This is a genomic window from Sandaracinus amylolyticus (genome assembly GCF_000737325.1).
Taxonomy (GTDB): domain Bacteria; phylum Myxococcota_A; class Polyangia; order Polyangiales; family Sandaracinaceae; genus Sandaracinus; species Sandaracinus amylolyticus.
Genome location: NZ_CP011125.1, coordinates 4,568,659 through 4,587,846 on the forward strand (window position 1 = coordinate 4,568,659; position 19,188 = coordinate 4,587,846).

Consider the following 19,188-nt stretch of genomic DNA (forward strand, 5'->3'; position numbering starts at 1 on the left):
GGGTCCCAGGCCCTCACGTGGGTGTCCCGCCGTTGCGTCGTCCGAGCCCCTCTGTTAGCGTCGCGCCGCCCGAACGGGCGCGGATCCGCGCTCGACGCGCGCGACGATTCGCGCCTCGGGCGCTTCCAGGAACATCCTCGCGCAGCGGTTGTGCACCGAAGTCGCCCCGCCCTGCCGAGCAGCCCCGAGACTCCATGACTTTCACCGAAGCTGCGGTCGAGATCCTCCGCTTGGTCGGCCGCCCCCTGCACTACAAGAAGATCACCGAGCTCGCGATCGAGCGGAACCTGCTCTCGCACGTCGGCAAGGCGCCGGAGCTCACGATGAGCTCGCGGCTCGCGACGATGGTGAAGAAGGACCGCGGCGACGAGCCGATCCTGAAGGTGAAGCCCGGCGTCTTCGCGCTGCGCGAGTTCACCGCCGAGATGATGGCGCTGGCCGACTCCGACGAGGACATCGACCTGAGCGCGCTGCCGCCGCCCTCGCCGCAGAAGCCCGAGCCGACGTCGAGCGCGCCCGTCGTGGTCGGCACCGAAGAGGCTGCACCGCCGAGCGAAGGCGGCGAGGCCGAGCCGGTGGTCGCCGCGCCGCCGTCGGTCGCGCCGCGTCGCGCGATGCCGGGCGCCGAGGTGTTCCCCGAAGAAGAGGACGACGATCAGCCGATCCTCGCGGGGCTCGACGAAGAGGAAGAAGAAGAGGGCGAGGAGGGCCGTCGCGGCCGTCGTCGCCGTCGCCGTCGCGGCAAGGAAGAGGGCGGCGCCGAGGCCGAGGCTGGCGAGCGCGCCGAGCACCGCGGTGGCGGTGAGCGCGAGCGCGATCGGGAGCGCGATCGAGACCGCGGTGAGCGGCATCGGGAGCGGGATCGCGATCGAGACCGGCATCGCGAGCGCGATCGGGATCGTGATCGGGATCGGGATCGGGATCGGGATCGGGATCGCGACCGTGACCGGGGCGAGCGGCCGGGGCGTCTGCCGCAGGTGGATCTCGCGCGTGAGCCCGCGCAGGACGATCTGCTCGGGCGCGACCTCGCCGACGCGGTCGGGTCGGTGCTCTCGTCGGGCGAGATGCAGCCGCTGAGCTACGCGCAGATCGCGGAGCAGCTCGTGCGGCGCGGACGTCTCGTGGGTGATGCCGCCGCGCTGGCGCCGACGGTGGCGGCGGCGATCCGCGCCGACGCGAAGCGCCACGAGCGGGCTCGCTTCCGCTACGTCGAAGGGCGCGTCGCGCTGGTCGACTGGTATCTGCCGCGCGACGCGGTCCGCCAGGAGAAGGACGTGGTGCGCTTCGCGGAGCGCCAGCGCGACCAGGTGCGTCGCGCGTTCCTCCGCAAGCTGCAGGATCTCCCGACGGCCGGGTTCGTCGAGATCCTCGCGACGTGGCTCAACGCGGAAGGCGTCTCGGGGCTGCGCGCGGTGCGTCGCCCGGGCAGCTCGGCGCAGGAGATCCACCTCGCGGGCGTCATCCGTCGCGGCCCCGAGGAGACCCGCGTCGCGGTGCTGGTCCTGCGCGACGGGCGCGAGATCGCGCGCGAGAAGGTCGTCGAGATGCGCGGCTCGCTGCACCACTACGGCAGCGCGTCGACGGCGTGGATCGTGAGCACCGGCGCGGTGTCGCCGGGCGCGCGTGAAGAAGCAGCGGTCGCGGGCACCCTGCCGGTCGCGCTCTACGACGGTGGCGCGCTGGCGGAGGCGATGGAGTCGCGGCGCATCGGCCTGGTGCCGGTGTCGATCCCGATCTCCGCGATCGACCTCGATCTGCTCGACGCGCTGCGTGGCCGGCCCGAGCCGGTCGTGCGCGGCGAGCGCGATCGCGAGGAGGGTCGTCGTGATCGCGAGGAGGGTCGTCGTGATCGCGACGAGCGCCGGGATCGTGATCGAGATCGAGAGCGCGACGAACGCCGCGAGCGGGATCGAGATCGCGACCGGGATCGCGGGCGCGAGAAGGAGCGCGAGCCGAGCCCCGAGGCCGTGACCGAAGAAGCGGCCGCGCCTGCCGAGGCGGCCGAGATCACCACCGAGGTCGGCGCCACGCCCGAGACGATGCAGCCGGCGCAGCCCCAGCAGGAACAGGGCGGCGATCGCGAGCGCGGTGGGCGTCGTCGTCGTCGTCGTCGCCGCGGCCGTGGGGGCGCGGAGCAGGCCGCCGCAGGCGAGGGCGCGGCGGGCGCCGAGGGCGGCGAGGAAGAGGACGAGGAGAGCGAGGCCGAGGTCGCGGAGGCGGCGACCAGCGCCGGCGAGATCGCGGCCGAGCCCGAGGCGCCGGCCGACGAAGAGGCGCAGGCCCTCGCGGAGGAGACCGCCGAGGACGCGGACGAGCGCGTCGCGCTCGAGGACGTCGAGATCGGCGAGGACGAGCTCGAGGCGCCCGAAGAGGACGAAGAAGACGAGGACCTCGACCTCGACGAGCGCGAGGAAGAAGAGGACGATCGGGACGCGTCCGACGAGGACGAGTCGGACGAGGACGACGAGGAGCGGTGACGAGCCACGCCGATCAGGATCTCGAGCGCTGGCGCGCCCTCGTCGAACGCGGGCTGAAGGGCGCGCCGTTCGATTCGCTGGTCGGCACGACGCTCGAGGGCATCGCGATCGAGCCGCTCTACACGGAGCGCGATCGACCGAGCGAAGAGGGCGTGCCGTGGGCCCCGAGCAGCCCGCTCGTCGGGCCGGTGCTCCACCGCGCCGATGCGGCGACGCTCGACGCGCAGCGCCGTGAGGGCGCGACGTTCGTATGGCTCGACGCGCCGCTCGAGGACATCCCGGAGCTGCCGGCGATCGACGGGCTCGAGGTGCTCGCGGTCGGGACGCAGGGCGCGTCGCTCGCGCGATCGCACGTGCGCTCGGTGTCCGGTGTCGACGTGCTTCGCGCTGCCGAGATCGAGGCGGCGATTCGCGCCGGTCGTGCCGCGCTCGGCGTCAACGTCTCGTTCTACCGCGAGCTCGGCGTGGACGCGGTCGACGAGCTCGGCCTCGCCCTCGCGTCTTGGGTCCGCGCGCTGCGCGCGCTCGAGGCACGCGGGCTCGATGTCGATGCGTGCGTCCGCGCGACCACGTTCGCGGTGGGGCTCGGCACGGACTTCTTCGGTGAGATCGCGAAGTTGCGTGCGCTGCGCCGGCTCGTCGATCGCATCGCGAGCGTGTGCGGCGCGCGGAGCCGTCCGTTCATCGCCGCGCGCACGTCGGCGCGCGAGCTCGCGGAGCTCGACGCGTCGAACAACCTCCTTCGCGGCACGCTCGCGATCGCCGCTGGGCTGATCGGCGGTGCCGATGCGGTCGCGTGCGACGAGGCTGCGGCGCGCACCGGCCGGCTCGCGCGCAACCTGCCGCTCGTGCTCGCGCTCGAGTCGCACCTCGGCGCGGTCGCGGATCCCGCGCGCGGGAGCTACTTCGTCGAGTCGCTCACGGATTCGCTCACGCGCGCAGGTTGGGAGTCGTTCCGTGCCATCGAGCGCGAAGGCGGAGACACGCCGGCGGTTCGTGCATCGCGCATCGAACGCGCGAGCGCGGCGCGTCGCGCTGCGGTGGCGACGCGGCGTAAGCCTATCGTCGGCGTCAGCCGGTTCCCGACGAAGGAGCCCGCGCCGCCGCTCGAGCACGGGTCGCTGCATGACTCGGCGGCTTTCGAGGCGCTCCGAGCGCGCGCCCGACGCCATGCCGCGCGCGTGATCACTCTCGACGCGTGCCCGCCTGCGCGCGTCGATTTCGCGCGCGAGATCCTCGCCATCTCCGGGCTCCCCGACGACGTCGTCGCGTTCACCGACGATGCCCTCGGCGACGCTTCGATCGTGATCCTCGCCGCGCCCGACGCCGCGCTGCCGGTCGAGGTCCCCGCCGCCGTGCGCGCGCTCCGCGCGGCCGGTGCCAAGGCCATCGGCGTCGCCGCCAAGCCCGGCGCGCACGAGCAGGCGCTGCGCGATGCGGGTGTCGACGCGTTCGTCTTTCTCGGCGCCGACGTCGTCGCGTTCGCCGAGACGCTCCTCGCGAAGGCCTCGTCATGAGCCGCATCCCCGACTTCGCCTCGCTCTCGTGGGACGACGACGCAGCGACCGCTGCGCGCGCCGCCGACCCCGCCGTCGTGCGCACCACGCCCGAGGGCATCGCGGTCCATCGCGAGTACGGGCCCGACGACGCGCGCGATCTGCCGCACCTCGGCTCGATGCCCGGCTTCGCGCCGTTCGTCCGCGGCCCGTACCCCACGATGTACGTGCAGCGCCCGTGGACCATCCGGCAGTACGCCGGCTTCTCCACGGCCGAGGCCTCGAACGCGTTTTATCGCCGCAACCTCGCCGCCGGCCAGACCGGCCTGAGTGTCGCGTTCGATCTCGCGACGCACCGCGGATACGACAGCGATCATCCGCGCGTCAGCGGGGACGTCGGCATGGCGGGCGTCGCGATCGACTCGATCCTCGACACGCGCATCCTCTTCGACTCGATCCCGCTCGATCGCATCAGCGTCTCGATGACGATGAACGGCGCGGTGCTGCCGATCCTCGCGCTCTTCATCGTGACCGCGGAAGAGCAGGGCGTTCCGCAATCCGAGCTCCAGGGGACGATCCAGAACGACATCCTCAAGGAGTTCATGGTCCGGAACACGTACATCTATCCGCCCGGACCGAGCATGCGGATCATCGGCGACATCTTCGCGTACACCGCGAAGAACATGCCGAAATGGAACTCGATCTCCATCAGCGGCTACCACATGCAGGAGGCCGGAGCGACGGCCGATCTCGAGCTCGGCTACACGCTCGCCGACGGCCTCGAGTACCTGCGCACCGGCATCGCCGCGGGCATGAAGGTCGACGAGTTCGCGCCGCGTCTCTCGTTCTTCTTCGCGATCGGCATGGACTTCTTCGTCGAGATCGCGAAGCTGCGCGCCGCGCGCCTGCTCTGGGATCGCATCGTCGCGAAGTTCGATCCGAAGGACGTGAAGTCGCGCGCGCTGCGCACGCACTGCCAGACGAGCGGCTGGTCGCTCGCCGCGCAGGACGTGTGGAACAACGTCGTGCGCACCTGCATCGAGGCGATGGCCGCGACGCAGGGCCACACGCAGTCGCTGCACACGAACTCGCTCGACGAGGCGCTCGCGCTGCCGACCGACGCGAGCGCGCGCATCGCGCGCAACACGCAGCTCGTGCTGCAGCTCGAGAGCGGCACCACGCGCCCGATCGATCCCTGGGGCGGCAGCTACTACGTCGAGCGCCTCACGCACGAGCTCGCCGAGAAGGCGTGGGCGCACATCGAGGAGATCGAGAAGCTCGGCGGGATGACCAAGGCGATCGAGGCCGGCATCCCGAAGCTGCGCATCGAAGAGGCCGCGGCGCGGACCCAGGCGCGGATCGACTCCGGCGAGCGCCCGATCGTGGGCGTGAACGTCTTCCGCCCCGAGCAGGACGACGAGATCGAGATCCTCAAGGTCGACAACCGCGCGGTGCGCGAGGCGCAGATCGCGCGCCTGAAGAAGCTGCGCGCCGAGCGCGACGAGGCGAGGACCCAGGCCGCGCTCGAGGCGCTCACGCGTTGTGCGCGCAGCGGAGACGGCAACCTCCTCGCGCTCTCGATCGAGGCCGCGCGTGCGCACGCGACGGTCGGTGAGATCACGCTCGCGATGGAGAAGGTCTTCGGTCGCTACGAGGCGCAGATCCGCGTCGTCTCGGGCGTGTACGGAGGCGAGATGGGCGCGCAGCAGGATCGCGTGCAGGACGTCCGCGTGGCCGCCGCGCGCTTCGAGGAGAAGGAAGGTCGTCGCCCGCGCATCCTCGTCGCGAAGATGGGCCAGGACGGGCACGATCGCGGGCAGAAGGTGATCGCGACCGCGTTCGCCGATCTCGGCTTCGACGTCGACATCGGGCCGCTCTTCCAGACGCCCGACGAGACGGCGCGCCAGGCGGTCGAGAACGACGTGCACGTGGTCGGCGTCAGCTCGCTCGCCGCGGGCCACCTCACGCTGGTGCCCGAGCTGCGCGACGCGCTCGCGAAGCTCGGCCGCGCGGACATCCTGATCGTCGCGGGCGGCGTGATCCCGCCGCAGGATCACCAGTCGCTGCGCGACGCGGGCGCCGCCGCGATCTTCGGGCCCGGCACGGTGATCCCGGACGCCGCGGCGGATCTGCTCGCGCTGCTCGGCAAGCACCTCGGGCACTGATGCGCGTCGAGCTCTCGATCGACGAGCTCGTCGACGGAGTGCGCTCGTCGGATCGCGCGGTCCTCGGTCGCGCGCTCACGCTCGTCGAGAGCAACGCCGCGCGTCATCGCGCGCGCGCCGAGGCGCTGCTCACGCGGCTCTTGCCGTTCTCGGGCCGCGCGATCCGCGTCGGGATCACGGGCGTGCCCGGCGCGGGCAAGAGCACGTTCCTCGAGGCGCTCGGCACGCGGCTCACGGGCGAAGGCAAGCGCGTGGCGGTGCTCGCCGTCGATCCGACGAGCAGCAAGAGCGGCGGATCGATCCTCGGCGACAAGACTCGCATGGCGAAGCTCTCGCGCGACGAGCGCGCGTTCGTGCGACCGAGCCCGAGCGGCGGCGCGCTCGGCGGGGTCGCGCGCAAGACGCGCGAAGCGCTCCTCGTCTGCGAGGCCGCAGGGTTCGACGTGGTGATCGTCGAGACCGTCGGCGTCGGACAGAGCGAGACCGCGGTCGCGGCGATGGTCGACACGTTCGTGCTGCTCTGGCTGCCGAGCTCGGGCGACGAGCTGCAGGGCATCAAGCGCGGCATCGTCGAGCTCGCGGACGTCGTCGTCGTGAACAAGGCCGACGGCGAGCGCATCGCCGCGGCCGAGCGCGCGTCGTCGGAGCTCACGGCCGCGCTGCGCTACCTCGCGCCCGCGACGCCCGGGTGGACCACGCCCGTGCTCACCGCGAGCGCGCTCGAAGGCACGAACGTCGACGCGGTGTGGCGCGCGATCGAAGGCCATCGCGACACGCTCCAGCGCGTGGGCGAGCTCGACCGCCGCCGTCGCGATCAGGAGATCGCCGCGATGTGGAGCGCGGTCGAGAGCGAGCTGCGACACCGTCTCCACGCCGATCCCGCGGTGCGCGCGCTCGCGACGCAGCTCGAGCGCGACGTCGCATCGCGCGCGATCCCCGCGGCGGTCGCGGCCTCGCGCGTCGCCGACGCGTTCACGCAGCGTTAGTCAGCGCCCGCAGACGCACTCGCTGCCGGGCTCGTCGCGGCCGAGGCACGGCACGCACACGCGATCCGCCTCGTTCCACGCCTCGCAGCGACCGCACTGCTCGTCGCCTCCGCCGGCGGTCGACCCCGCGTGCATCGACGATCCGCATCCGACGAGCGCGCTGATCGCGAAGAGCAGCGCGGACCACACCCTACGACGACGTGCCACGAACCGACGGTACGCGCGCGACGCTCGTCCTGTCATCCGCTCGCTGCGCGCGTGCGCGAGCGCACTTTCGCGACCGACGAGACAGAGCCGTCCCTCCAATCGATCGACACCAGTCGAAGGTGGGACGAACATCGATGAAGACCGACCCGAGCAGTGCGAGGCGTTGCGCGTGCTGAGTCGGATGGACGCGATCGACAGCGAGCTCACGACGCGCCTCCTGCCGGGCCGTGATCGCCGTGTCGCTCGAGCCGAGGTCGATCGCGCACCGAAGCGACGCCGCTCGGAGCATCGCGACGATCTCGTGCGCCCCGGCATGGTCGTCGCGGCTCGCTATCTCGTAGCGGAGGTCGCAGGCCGCGGCGGGATGGGCATCGTGTTCCGCGCGCGAGACCTGCGACACGAGCGACAGGTGGCGCTCAAGGTCGCGCAGTCCCAGCGGATCCGCTCGCACGACGATCTCGTCGCGCGGCTCGTCGCCGAGGCCAGGACGATGTCGCTGATCGACGACCCGAGCGTCCCGCGCGTGTTCGACGTCGTCGAGACCGGCCGAGCCGGGCCCGCGATCGTGCTCGAGTGGGTCGACGGCAGCTCGCTCGACGAGGAGCTGCGCGATCCGACGATCGATCGCGCGCGTACGCTCGATCTCGCGATCCAGGTCCTGCGCGCCGTGCGCGCGGTGCATCGGTGCGGCTTCGTCCACGGCGATCTGAAGCCCAGCAACGTGCTGATCGAGCAGGAGCCCGACGCGCCGCGCGTGCGCCTCGTCGACTTCGGGCTCGCGAGCCCGATCCACGGCGTCGACGCGAACGATCCGTCGCGGTCCGGCGTGATCATCGGCACCCCCTGCTACATGGCGCCCGAGGCGCTCTTCGAGAGCGGGAGCACGCCTGCCGCCGACGTCTACTCGCTGGGTGTCATCCTCCACGAGATGTTCCTCGGGACGCGCCCCGATCCCGTCTCCGAGCGAGTGCGCGACGTCGCGTCCTTCGGGGACGCAGCGGTCGACCATGCGCTCGCGGGCTCGACGCTCGGCGCGCTGGGGCGCGTGATCGCCCGCTGTCTGCGCTGGGACCCCGCCGCGCGCTTCGCGGACGCGGCCGAGGCGCTCGACGCGCTGCTCCGGACCGTGCGCTCGCACGCTGCGTCGTTCTCGCTGCGCGACTCGCAGCTCGCGTGAGCCACGCGGGGCGTCGGCGTCAGCCCTTGCGCTCCACGATGATGCGCTTGAACGCTTCGCCCACCGCGTGCGCGAGCAGCTCGATCCGCTGTCGCGCGATGGGCACCGGCAGCACGTCGTCCGCGCACAGCACGCCCACGACGTGATCGCTCACGACGACCGGGTGCAGCGCGACGTCGCCGCCGCGGCTGCCGACCGCCGCGCGGAAGAGCCCGTCGGCCACCGCCGTCCCGTACGGACCGACGTACGCCTCGCGATGCTCGACGACGTCCTTGAGCATCGAGGCGCTCGTCGTCGGGATCCACAGGTTGCGCACCGCGTCGTGGGTGAGACCTCCGCCGGTGCCCTCCCAGCCCTTGAGGACGCCCTTGCGCAGCGCGAGGAAGATGGCGGTGCGCGCGACCGTCACCGCGCCCTCGCACGCGAGGCGGACCACCGAGTCGCGATCCGGCGCGCCGCGGATCGCCGCGAGCACGGTGCCGACCTCGGGAAGCGTCGAGCGCGCGCTCGGGAGCTCGCTGCGCGCCCGTGGTCCGACCTTCGGCGTGAGCTTGCGCGGCGGCGGCGCGGGGGACGACGAGCTCGATGGGCCACCGAAGTCCCAGCGCTCGTGCTCGGGCGGCACGATGCTCGTCGGGCGCGGCGTGAGCGACGAGGGCGTCGGCGGCGCAGGCGTCGAGGGCTCGGCCGCGGGCGTCGAGGGCGGAGGAGAGGGCGTCGAGGGCGGAGGAGAGGGCGTCGACGTCGGCTCGGGGTCGTCCTTCATCGCCGGGTACTCCGCGGTCCCGCGCCCCTCGTGGCGCACCGGGGCTGCGGGGATCTGCATGCGCCGCACGCCCTCCGGGCGCGCGAACGCCTTGCTCACGACCTTCGACGCGACCGGCGCCGGCACCGCCTCGACGCCGCGCGGCGGCGTGTGCTGCGGCTTCGTGCGCACCAGCGGGAGCGCGGGCTCGTCGTCCTCCACGATCAGCCGCGGACCGAGCGGCGCGGTGCCCGCGGCCGGCGTCTCCCCGGACGTCCGCCGCCGCACGAGCTCGAGCACCGGCGGCTCCGACTCGACGAGCGTCGGGCGGTCGTCCAGCGGGGGCTCCGAGCCCGCGGCATCCTGCTTCGCCTGATCGGGGTACGCGTCACCGATCGCCGCACGCAGGGCGCGCACGCACGCGACGGTGGGCAGCACGTCGCTCCCGACGACCCGCGCGATCTCCCGCACCGCGTGGCGGTCCGACGGCGCGGCCATCGCGACCACGAGACCCGCCGGGCTCGAGCGCACAGGCATCGCCAGGAGGTCCGACGCCATCGCGCCCGGGAGCCTCCTCCGCGCGCCCGGATCGGCCTTCGCGAGGTCGTCCGCCTCCATCAGCGGCCCGAATCCGTCCGCGAGGAAGAAGCCCGCGATGGCGTCCTCGGGCACCCCGCGCGCGACCAGCGCTGAGACGAGCGCGCCGCCGTGGGCTGGCGCGGTCGCAAGTGTCTCGGCGAGCTGATCCCGGGTGACCAACCCCGCGCGGAGCAGGCGCGCGCCGAGATCGTCCGCCATGCCACGCCCGTCTATCGGGGCGCGGGCGCTTTGGTCAAGAGCGCTCTGTCACCCGGTCGCGACGGAGGCGCGTCTCCTGCTCGTCGGGACAGGGAGCGCGGGAACTTGGAACGGCGTACGCTTGTCGTGTCGAGGAGCCCCGGGGCGGCCCAAGTCGGAGGCCTCGCGCGGTGTCCGTGGGGAACCATCTCCGGAGGTTTGGAATGACCGCGCCTGGCCGCCGCATCGACCATTGGAAGGCTCGCACGCTCGCTCTCGTCCTCAGCGCGTGCGCGCCCGCGGCGGCCGCCCTCACGACGTTCCTCCCCGCGCCGGCCGATGCGCAGGCGATGACCGAGGAGCGCCGCATCGCGATCGCGCGCCGCCTCCAGCAGAGCACCGTGACGGTCGTCGCGGGCCCGTCGAGCGGATCGGGCTTCGTCGTCGGGCGCGAGCGCTGGATCATCACCAACGCGCACGTCGTCGAGGCCGGCGGCGGGCGCGGCGGGCGCGTGCAGGTGCGCTTCGGCAGCGGCACGACGCTGAGCGCGTCGATCATCGAGATCGATCCCAGCCACGATCTCGCGATCCTCGAGGTGCAGGGCGGCACCGTTCCCTCGCCGCCGCTCGAGCTCACCGACTCGGATCGCGTCGAGGTCGGTCAGACCGTGCTCGCGTTCGGCTCGCCGTTCGGGCTCGACGGCACGCTCACCCAGGGCATCGTCAGCGCGCGCCGCGACGTGCCCGGCATCGGCGGCGGCATGGCGCGCCGGCTCATCCAGACCGACGCGCCGATCAACCCGGGCAATTCGGGCGGACCGCTCGTGGATCGCCGCGGCCGCGTGATCGGCGTCAACACCGCGATCCTCTCGCGAACCGGCGGCTCGCACGGCATCGGGTTCGCGGTGCCCGCGAACTACGTCTCGGAGGTGCTCGATCGCGTGCGCGAGACGCGCCGCACCGGCACCGCGACGGCGAGCACCACGACGACCACGACGACGACCACCACGACGACCGCGACCGCGGCGACCCCGACGCCGCCGGACCCCGCGCCGGCGCAGCAGATGGACCTCGGCGTCGTCGGCGAGAACTGGGATCAGGGCGGCTACGTCGGCGTGCGCGTGCAGCGCACGATGCCGGGCTCGGCCGCGCAGCGTGCCGGGCTGCTGGGCGCGGCCGAGCCGCCGCCTCCGCTCGTCGCGCGCCTCGGCGTGGCGTGGACCGGGCACATCATCACCGCCGTCGACGGCGTGCCGGTGCGTAACGTCGACGAGCTGCGCACCGCGATCGCGGCGCATCGCGCGGGCGATCAGATCCGGCTGAGCGTGACCGTCGGCCCGGGCGTGCTCAGCGGCGAGACCACCGCGACGCTCCAGCAGTGACCACGGGTGGCGGGGCCTCGGCCTCGCCCCATACTCGCGGTCCTCGATGTCCTCCAAGCCCAACGCGCTCGAGGCCGCCATGCAGCGCGCGCTCGCCGAGCGCAGCGCCGACGCCGCCTGGTCCCACCTCGAACCGTTCCGCGCCTCGCTGACGCGCGACCCCGAGGTCGCCTCCGCATGGTCGGTGCTCCTCCAGGCGTCGCCCTCGCGGCCCGGCGCGGTGGAGGACCTCACCGCGATCCTCGAGCATTTCGGCGCCGGGGATCCCGCGCTCGCGGCGGCGGCGATCACCGCGCTGGTGCGGGTCGACGAGCGACGCCCGCTCGACGAGCCGGCGATCGGCGAGGGCGCGGCGAGCGTCGCGGCGAAGCACGCGGAGCGTCTGCTCGCGACGCTCCCGCCCGAGGCCGCTGCCGACGCCGATCGCGGCGGCGCGCTCACGATCGCGTACGCGAACGCGCTGCGACGTCTCGGACCGGCGCGCGACGCCGATGCCGCCGCTGCCTTCGAGCGTGCGATCGCGCGCCACGGAGCCCGCGGCGAGTGGCTCGTCGATCTCGGGCTCTGCCACAAGTGGGCGGGGCGCTTCCGCGCGGCGCTCCTGGCGTTCCGGAAGGCGCGCGAGAAGCTCGGGGATCGCCGCCCGGTGCTGTTCCACCTCGCGGGCGCCGCGATCGGCGCCGGCGAGGGCGAGGAGGCCGCGGCCGCCCTGCGCGCGCTGGGACACGCCGCAGAGGCCGCGCCCGAGCGCCTGCCCTTCGTGCCCGACCTGGCGCCCGCGCAGCTCCGCGTGCCCACGCGCGGCCCGGGGCACGGCCTGGCGGCGTTCGTGCCCGACGCGGCCGCCTCGTTCGAGCGCGTGTGGGTCCAGCCGCTCTCGCCGCTCCACGGCGTCGTGCGCAGCCCGACGTTCCGCGAGGCGATCGCCGACTGGGGCGACGTCGTGCTCTGGGACGCCGCGCCGACCGGGACGATCCCGCACGAGGGCCGCGCGGTGCCGGTGTTCCCGATGCTCGCGGTGCTCAAGCCGGGCGACGAGCGTCGCTTCCGCTTCCTCGCCCTCGAGCAGACCGAGGAGCAGGTGAGGGCGCTCGGAGAGCAGCTCCCCGAGGGCGTCGTGCTCTACGTCCACGGCCAGCGCGTCGAGCAGGTCTGCGCGCGCTGCGCGGCGGGCGAGGTGCTCACCAAGCACGAGCACGAAGCGCCCACCGAGCATCGCGCCGTGTTCGGAAAGCTCCTGATCCCCGGCGACCGTCCGCTCCCGGAGGTGCGCGACGCGCTCGAGAAGGCGCTCCGCGCCGCGCCGGGCGTGCTCATGGCCATCCCGGCGCTCTACGAGGCGCTCGGCCTGACGCAGCTCGCGGGCAAGAACCACAAGAGCTGGGGCGTGATCGAGCGCGGCACTCTTCTCTCCGCGCGCGCGGGGGGCTGAGCGCGCAGATCGTGCAGTGAGCGGACGCGCTCTCGCGGCGCTTGACGGAGTTGATAGAGTTCCGCCCGCAATTTTCCTGCGGGCGGGACGGCGCCCGCGGGATGGTGGAGGGCGTGATGGGGAGCTTGCGTTGGGCGGGGGCGCGCATCGCGCTCGCCGCGCTGTCGATCGTGGTCGCGGCCACTCTCTTCCAGCCACGGGCGCGCGCGACCGTGATGGTCGAGGTGCCGCTCGAGGCGATGGTGCGCGACGCGGACGTGATCGTCGTCGGCGTCGTCGAGGACGTCGGCGCGCGTCTCGTGATGCTGCCCGACGGCGGCGCCGAGCCGCACACGATCACCACGCTGCGCGTGCGCGAGTGGGTGAAGGGCTCGGGCGGCGAGCTCGTGCGCATCGACGAGATCGGCGGCGTCACGTCGCAGGTCGCGATGCGCATCGCGGGCACGCCCGAGTACGCGCGCGGCGAAGAGGTCGTCGTGTTCCTGCGCCGCACGCCCGAGGGCGCGCTGCGCACGTTCGCGATGGTGCAGGGGCGCTTCGGCATCCGCCGCGGCGTGCCCGGCGCGGACGACGTCGTGGTGCGCGACACCACGTCGATCGGCTTCGCGTCGTGGGCGAGCGGCCCGATGGCGATCGAGCACGGCGGCGTGCGCGCGATGCGCCTCGCCGACTTCCTCGCGTTCGTGCGCGCGACGCTCGAGCAGATCGAGACCGACCCGACCACCGGCGATGCGCTGGGCGGAGGTGCGCGATGAACCGCCGCGCGCTCGCCGCGCTCGCGCTCGTGATCGCGCTCGGTGCGGACGTCGCGTCGGCGTGGGCGCCGATCGACTCGCGCCGCCCGGTCTGGTCCGGCGCCGCACCGTACGAGCTCCACAACGCGGGCTCGCCCGATCTCGGCGGCTTCGCGATGACCGAGTCGATCGTGCGCCAGGGCATGGACGACTGGACGCGCGTGTCGTGCACCAGCCTGACCACCGAGTATCGCGGCTCGACCACGCGCCGCCCGACGCCGGGTGATCGCAACTCGAGCATCGGCTGGCTCGAGAGCGGCTGGCCCTACGACAGCAACGCGATCGGCGTCACTCGGCCGCAGTTCTGGACGAGCATCACCGAAGCCGACATGGAGATGAACGGCGTCAACTACACGTGGACGACGAGCCCCGGCTCGGGGAACCGCGTGAACGCCTACTCGATCGTGCTCCACGAGGCGGGCCACTACTACGGCCTCGATCACTCGTCGGACTCGAGCGCGGCGATGTACTACGCGTACTCGGGCGGCACCTCGTCGCTGCGCACCGACGACCAGAACGGCATCTGCGCGCTCTATCCGCGCAGCGGCACCTCCGACTGCACCACGACGGGGTGTCCGTCGGGCCAGGTCTGCGAGGGCGGCACCTGCGTGACGATGACGGGCGACGGCGACGTCTGCTCGCCCTGCTCGAGCCAGGCGGACTGCACGAACGGCGCGTGCCTCCAGTACCCGGGCGGCGCGGGCGCGTTCTGCGGGCGCGCGTGCACGAGCAGCGCGCAGTGCGGCTCGGACACCTGCGTGAACGTCGGCGGCAGCGGGCAATGCGTGCGCCTCTCCGGCGGTCAGCCGAGCTGCACGTCGACGAGCACCGGCTGCACGTCGGACTCGCAGTGCTCCTCGACGCAGCGCTGCAACACCACGACGCGCATGTGCGAGCCCCGGCCGACGACCGGCGGACCGATCGGCGCGGACTGCAGCGCGGGCACCGACTGCCAGTCGGGCCTCTGCTTCGCGGGGCGTTGCTCCCAGTCGTGCGACTGGCTGAATCCCGCGTCGTGCCCGGGCGGCTGGTACTGCAGCGGCGAGGCGACCGGGAGCTGTGGCGGCGGCGGCGGCGTGTGCGTGCAGGGCACCGCGGGCACGCGCGCGATCGGTGAGTCGTGCAGCGCGGCGACCGAGTGCGCGTCGCTCTACTGCGCGAGCGGGCGGTGCTCGACGCCGTGCACGCCCGGTGGCGCGAGCGGCTGCACCGACGGCTTCTCGTGTCAGCTCGGCTCGGTGCCCGGCTGCGGCTCGTGTCAGCGCTCGGGCGCGCTCGGCGATCCGTGCGAGGTCGAGGTCGACTGCACGTCGCGCCTGTGCGCGGTCGTCGACGGCGACGCGTTCTGCACCGAGCGCTGCGGCGAAGGCGCGCCGTGCCCGACGGGCTTCAGCTGTCTCGCCGCGGGCGACACCTCCGTGTGCGTGCCCGACAGCGGTGGCCTCGGGAGCGAGTGCGACACCAACGCGGACTGCCTCGGCGGCATCTGCGCGGTCGAGGACGACGACACGTACTGCACGCGCATCTGCAACCTCGGCGCGCCGTGCCCGGACGGGTTCTCGTGCGTCGCGACCGACGATCCGAGCGTGTCGATCTGCCGCCCGCCCGCGAGCGGTGGGTGCGGGTGCAGCGCGCCGGGCCGTGGTCAGGGCGCGCGTGGTGGGCTGCTCGCGATCGGTCTGCTCGCGGCGCTCGCGACGTGGCGCGCGCGGCGTCGTCGCTGAGGTGATCGCGAGGGAGCCCCGCGGTGCGCGTGTGCGCGCTGCGGGGCTCCATCCTTCCGTCGAGCCAGGGATTGCCGTTTCGGATCGCCGGTGCCAAAGAGACCGCGCCCGTGGCCGGTCACGATCAATCGACGAGCGCGCGCGCGCCAACGCTGAGCGAGACCGTGAGGCCGTACGCGAAACGTCTCGCGTTCGGCTTCACGCTGCTGCTCCTCACGCAGGCTGCCGAGAAGGCCATCCCGTGGATGCTGCGCCTCGGTCTCGACGCGCTGCGCGCCGATCAGCTCGCCCAGGTGCAGGAGATGGCGCTCTGGGTCATCGGGCTCGCGGCGGTCGCGTGGGTCGTGCGCACGTCGTCGCGCATCCAGATCTTCAACGTCGGTCGCGACGTCGAGTACGACCTCCGCAACGCGCTGCTCGAGCGACTGCACGCGCTCGGTCCGTCGTTCTTCCGGCACATGTCGGTCGGCGAGATCATGAGCCGCGCGACGAACGACCTCGCGCAGGTGCGCCTGCTCGTCGGCTTCGCGGGGCTCAACGTCGTGAACTCGATCCTCGCGTTCGTCGCGGCGATCACGCTGATGTTCGCGACGTCGCCGCGGCTCACGCTCCTCGCGCTGATCCCGTATCCGTTCATCGCGCTCTCGTCGGCGGGCTTCGCGCGTGCGCTCTTCAAGCGCAGCAGCGCCGCGCAGCAGGTGATCGGCAAGCTCGCGGAGCGCGTGCAGGAGGACGTCGCGGGCGCGCGCCTCGTGCGCTCGCTCGGGCTCGAGCCGCACCAGCGCGCGCGCTTCGCGAAGGTCAACGCCGAGGCGGTCGATCGCAACATGGCGCTCGTCACGCTGCGCGGGCTGATGTGGCCGGTGCTCTTCGGGCTCTCGTCGGTCGGCACGCTCATCGTCGTGTGGCAGGGCGGCGCGATGGTGCTCGAGGGCTCGCTCACCGTCGGCGAGTTCGCGGCGTTCAACGCGTACCTCGGGCAGCTGCTCTGGCCCACGCTGGCCTTCGGCTACATCCTCTCGATCCTGCAGCGCGGCCGCGCCTCGTACGCGCGCGTGGGCGAGATCCTCGAGAGCAAGCCCGACGTGCAGGAGGCGCCGGACGCCAAGCGCGCGGGCCACGCGGGCGCGCTGCGCGTCGACGGGCTGACGTTCGCGTACCAGGAGCGCCGCGTCCTCGAGGACATCGCGTTCGAGGTGCCCGCGGGCGGTCGCCTCGCGGTCGTCGGCGCGACGGGCAGCGGCAAGAGCACGCTCGCCGCGCTGCTGCCGCGCCTCCTGCCGACGCCCGAAGGGCGCGTCTTCCTCGACGACGACGACGTCACGCACCTTCAGCTGCGCGACCTCCGCGATCGCGTCGGCTACGCGCAGCAGGAGCCGTTCTTGTTCTCGACGACGGTCGAGAAGAACCTCGCGTTCGCGCTCGACGATCCCGACGCGGCGGACGCCCAGGAGCGCATCCGTCACGCGGCGCGCGAGGCGTGCGTGCTCGACGAGATCGAGTCGATGCCCGAGGGCTTCGCGACGGTCGTCGGGGAGCGCGGCGTGCAGCTCTCCGGCGGACAGAAGCAGCGCCTCGCGCTCGCTCGCGCGCTGCTCAACGATCCGCGCGTGCTGGTGCTCGACGATCCGATGAGCGCCGTCGACGCGCGGACCGAGGCCGCGATCCTCGAGGCGCTGGAGCGGGCGGCCGAAGGGCGCACGCTGGTGCTCGTCACCCACCGCATCGCGGCGGCGTCACGCGCCGATCGCATCGTGGTGCTCGATCACGGGCGGGTGGTGGAGCACGGCACGCACGACGAGCTCGTCGCGAAGGACGGGCTCTACGCGCGGCTCGCGGCGCGACAGCGCCTCGAGCGGGAGATCTCGGCGCTCCAATGAGCAGCGACACCACGACGACGCGCGATCGTGTTCGTCCGCCGCTCGAGTCGGGCGGCGGCGAGAAGACCTACGACCTGGCGCTGCTCAAGCGTCTCGTGCCGTGGGCGCGCAAGCACTGGGTGCTCTTCGCGATCACGTTCCTGCTCGTCCCGGTGAGCGCGCTCGCTGGGCTCGTGCAGCCGCTGCTGATCCGCGACGCGATCGACTCCGCGCTCGTCGATCGCAGCGCGACGATGCTCGGACGCGTCACGCTCTTCTTCGGGATCGCGGTGGTCGTCGACTTCGTCGCGCGCTTCGCGCAGCAGTACGCGCTGCAGCTCGGGGGTCAGCGCACCATCGCGGATCTGCGCGCCGCGACGTACGAGAAGGTCCAGCGCCTCCCGCTCGCCTACCTCGACAAGACGCCGGTCGGTCGCGTCGTGACGCGCGTGACCAACGACTCCGACGCGATGGGCGAGCTCTTCGCGTCGGGCGCGGTCCTCGCGATCGCCGACGTCGTCACGCTCGTCGGCATCGTCTGCTTCATGCTCTACCTCGACGTGCGGCTCACGCTCGTCGTGTGCTGCGCGCTTCCTCCGCTCGCGCTCGCGGTGAACGCGATCCGCAAGCGCATGCGCGAGGCCTTCCGCGAGATCCGCGCGACGATCGCGCAGCTCAACGCGTACGTCGCGGAGCAGGTGCAGGGCATCGCGATCGTGCAGGCGTTCGGTCGCGAGCGCGACTGCCTCGGCGAGTACCGCGAGATCAACGCGCACCACCGCGACGCGAACTACCGCTCGATCCGCTACGACGCGCTGCTCTTCTCGATCGTCGAGTCGATCTCCGCGATCACCGTCGCGCTCGTGCTCTGGTACGCGTCGGTGCGCAGCGGCGTGCTCGATGCGACCTCGTCCGCGGCGTACGTCGGAACGGTCGTCGCGTTCTACGAGTACATCCAGCGCTTCTTCGTGCCGATCCGCGAGCTCTCGCAGAAGTACACGATCCTCCAGTCGTCGCTCGCCGCCGCCGAGCGCGTGTTCGCGCTGCTCGACATGGACGAGCGCGACGCGCCCGAGGGCCTCGACGTCGGCGAGGTCCCGAAGGTGCCCGAGGGTGTCGCCCTCGCGTTCCGGGACGTCGAGTTCGCGTATCGCGCGGGACATCCCGTCGTGCGTGACCTCGAGCTCGACGTGCATCGCGGCGAGACCATCGCGATCGTCGGCGCGACCGGCGCGGGCAAGACCACGCTCACCGCGCTCTTGCTGCGCCTCTACGACGTCACGCGCGGCCACGTGCTCGTCGACGGCGAGGACGTCCGCGCGCTGCATCCGGACACGCTGCGCAGCCGCTTCGCGGTCGTGCCGCAGGACGTGTTCTTGTTCTCGGGGACGATCCTCGAGAACGTGAGCGCGTTCGCGGAGTCCCCCGACGTCGCGCGCGTCGAGGACGCGCTCCGCCGCGTCGGCGCGTGGCCGATGGTCGAGCGCCGCGGCGGGCTCGACGTGAAGATCGACGAGCGCGGCGCGAACTTCAGCGCGGGCGAGCGACAGCTGCTCGCCTTCGCGCGCGCGCTGTACCTCGATCGCCCGTACCTGATCCTCGACGAGGCGACGGCGAACGTCGACAGCGAGACCGAAGCGCGCCTCCAGCACGCGGTCGCAGCGCTGCTCCGTGGTCGCACCTCGCTGGTCATCGCGCACCGCCTCTCGACCATCCGAAATGCTGACCGGATCGTCGTGATGCACCGCGGTCGCATCGCCGAGATCGGCACGCACGACGAGCTGATCGCGAAGGGCGGGCTCTACGCGCGCCTACATCACCTGCAGTTCCTCGACGAGACCGAGGGCACGGTGTCGGGCGAGGGCGCCGCGGTGGCCGCCAGCGCGTCCTGAAACTGCATCGCGCGCGACACGAGAACTGGCGATCCGCAGAGACGTTTGCGGTATGCTCGTTCGATCGGATTCGGG

Annotated in this window: 13 protein-coding genes; 11 read left to right on the forward strand and 2 right to left on the reverse strand. The window is 72.8% G+C overall.

The genetic code is table 11. The annotated features are described in order from the left end of the window. Positions 1 to 32: 32 nt before the first annotated feature. Genes DB32_RS19455 through meaB form a run of 4 tightly spaced genes read left to right on the forward strand, consistent with a single transcriptional unit; the run spans position 33 to position 7,124 of the window. Entirely contained in the window at positions 33 to 2,477 is a 2,445-nt protein-coding gene (locus tag DB32_RS19455; protein ID WP_157069186.1) for an HTH domain-containing protein, read from the forward strand. After that, positions 2,474 to 3,994 (forward strand): methylmalonyl-CoA mutase family protein, encoded by a 1,521-nt coding sequence (locus DB32_RS19460; RefSeq protein ID WP_053234024.1) that lies wholly within the window; start codon positions 2,474 to 2,476, stop codon positions 3,992 to 3,994. The genes DB32_RS19455 and DB32_RS19460 overlap by 4 nt, the downstream gene beginning before the upstream one ends. Then, positions 3,991 to 6,138 (forward strand): methylmalonyl-CoA mutase, encoded by a 2,148-nt coding sequence (gene scpA, locus DB32_RS19465; protein WP_053234027.1) that lies wholly within the window; start codon positions 3,991 to 3,993, stop codon positions 6,136 to 6,138. Before DB32_RS19460 ends, scpA begins: the two co-directional genes overlap by 4 nt. Then, complete coding sequence (meaB, locus tag DB32_RS19470; protein WP_053234029.1) at positions 6,138 to 7,124, forward strand: methylmalonyl Co-A mutase-associated GTPase MeaB; 987 nt, start codon at positions 6,138 to 6,140, stop codon at positions 7,122 to 7,124. Before scpA ends, meaB begins: the two co-directional genes overlap by 1 nt. Here meaB and DB32_RS19475 read toward each other — a convergent pair whose 3' ends face one another. Next, the gene (locus DB32_RS19475) at positions 7,125 to 7,331 is read right to left on the reverse strand and encodes a hypothetical protein (protein ID WP_157069187.1); all 207 of its coding nucleotides are present in this window, start codon (positions 7,329 to 7,331) and stop codon (positions 7,125 to 7,127) included. Positions 7,332 to 7,512: 181 nt separating this feature from the next. On the opposite strand from DB32_RS19475, the gene DB32_RS19480 reads away from it, so the two are divergent. Beyond that, positions 7,513 to 8,508: a serine/threonine-protein kinase gene (locus tag DB32_RS19480; RefSeq protein WP_053234032.1), complete on the forward strand. Its 996-nt coding sequence runs from the start codon at positions 7,513 to 7,515 to the stop codon at positions 8,506 to 8,508. 19 nt (positions 8,509 to 8,527) lie between these two features. Here the strand turns inward: DB32_RS19480 and DB32_RS19485 are convergent, their stop codons facing one another. Next, on the reverse strand, positions 8,528 to 10,051 hold the full coding sequence (locus DB32_RS19485; RefSeq protein ID WP_053234034.1) for a GspE/PulE/PilB domain-containing protein: 1,524 nt from the start codon (positions 10,049 to 10,051) through the stop codon (positions 8,528 to 8,530). Between the two features lie 203 nt (positions 10,052 to 10,254). Here DB32_RS19485 and DB32_RS19490 point away from each other — a divergent pair, with 203 nt between their 5' ends. From DB32_RS19490 to DB32_RS19515, 6 genes are all read left to right on the forward strand, one after another. Continuing rightward, the gene (locus tag DB32_RS19490; protein WP_053234036.1) at positions 10,255 to 11,412 is read left to right on the forward strand and encodes a S1C family serine protease; all 1,158 of its coding nucleotides are present in this window, start codon (positions 10,255 to 10,257) and stop codon (positions 11,410 to 11,412) included. Positions 11,413 to 11,458: 46 nt separating this feature from the next. Then, positions 11,459 to 12,844 (forward strand): hypothetical protein, encoded by a 1,386-nt coding sequence (locus DB32_RS19495; RefSeq protein WP_157069188.1) that lies wholly within the window; start codon positions 11,459 to 11,461, stop codon positions 12,842 to 12,844. Between the two features lie 116 nt (positions 12,845 to 12,960). Continuing rightward, a complete protein-coding gene (locus DB32_RS19500; RefSeq protein WP_157069189.1) occupies positions 12,961 to 13,599 on the forward strand; it encodes a hypothetical protein in 639 nt (212 codons plus the stop codon). After that, positions 13,596 to 15,362, forward strand: a complete 1,767-nt coding sequence (locus tag DB32_RS19505; protein WP_053234042.1) for a matrixin family metalloprotease — start codon at positions 13,596 to 13,598, stop codon at positions 15,360 to 15,362. Before DB32_RS19500 ends, DB32_RS19505 begins: the two co-directional genes overlap by 4 nt. A 164-nt stretch (positions 15,363 to 15,526) precedes the next feature. Next, the gene (locus DB32_RS19510; RefSeq protein WP_169791485.1) at positions 15,527 to 17,242 is read left to right on the forward strand and encodes an ABC transporter ATP-binding protein; all 1,716 of its coding nucleotides are present in this window, start codon (positions 15,527 to 15,529) and stop codon (positions 17,240 to 17,242) included. Continuing rightward, positions 17,239 to 19,113, forward strand: coding sequence for an ABC transporter ATP-binding protein (locus tag DB32_RS19515; protein ID WP_083457515.1), 1,875 nt, complete (start codon positions 17,239 to 17,241; stop codon positions 19,111 to 19,113). Before DB32_RS19510 ends, DB32_RS19515 begins: the two co-directional genes overlap by 4 nt. Positions 19,114 to 19,188: the final 75 nt, after the last annotated feature.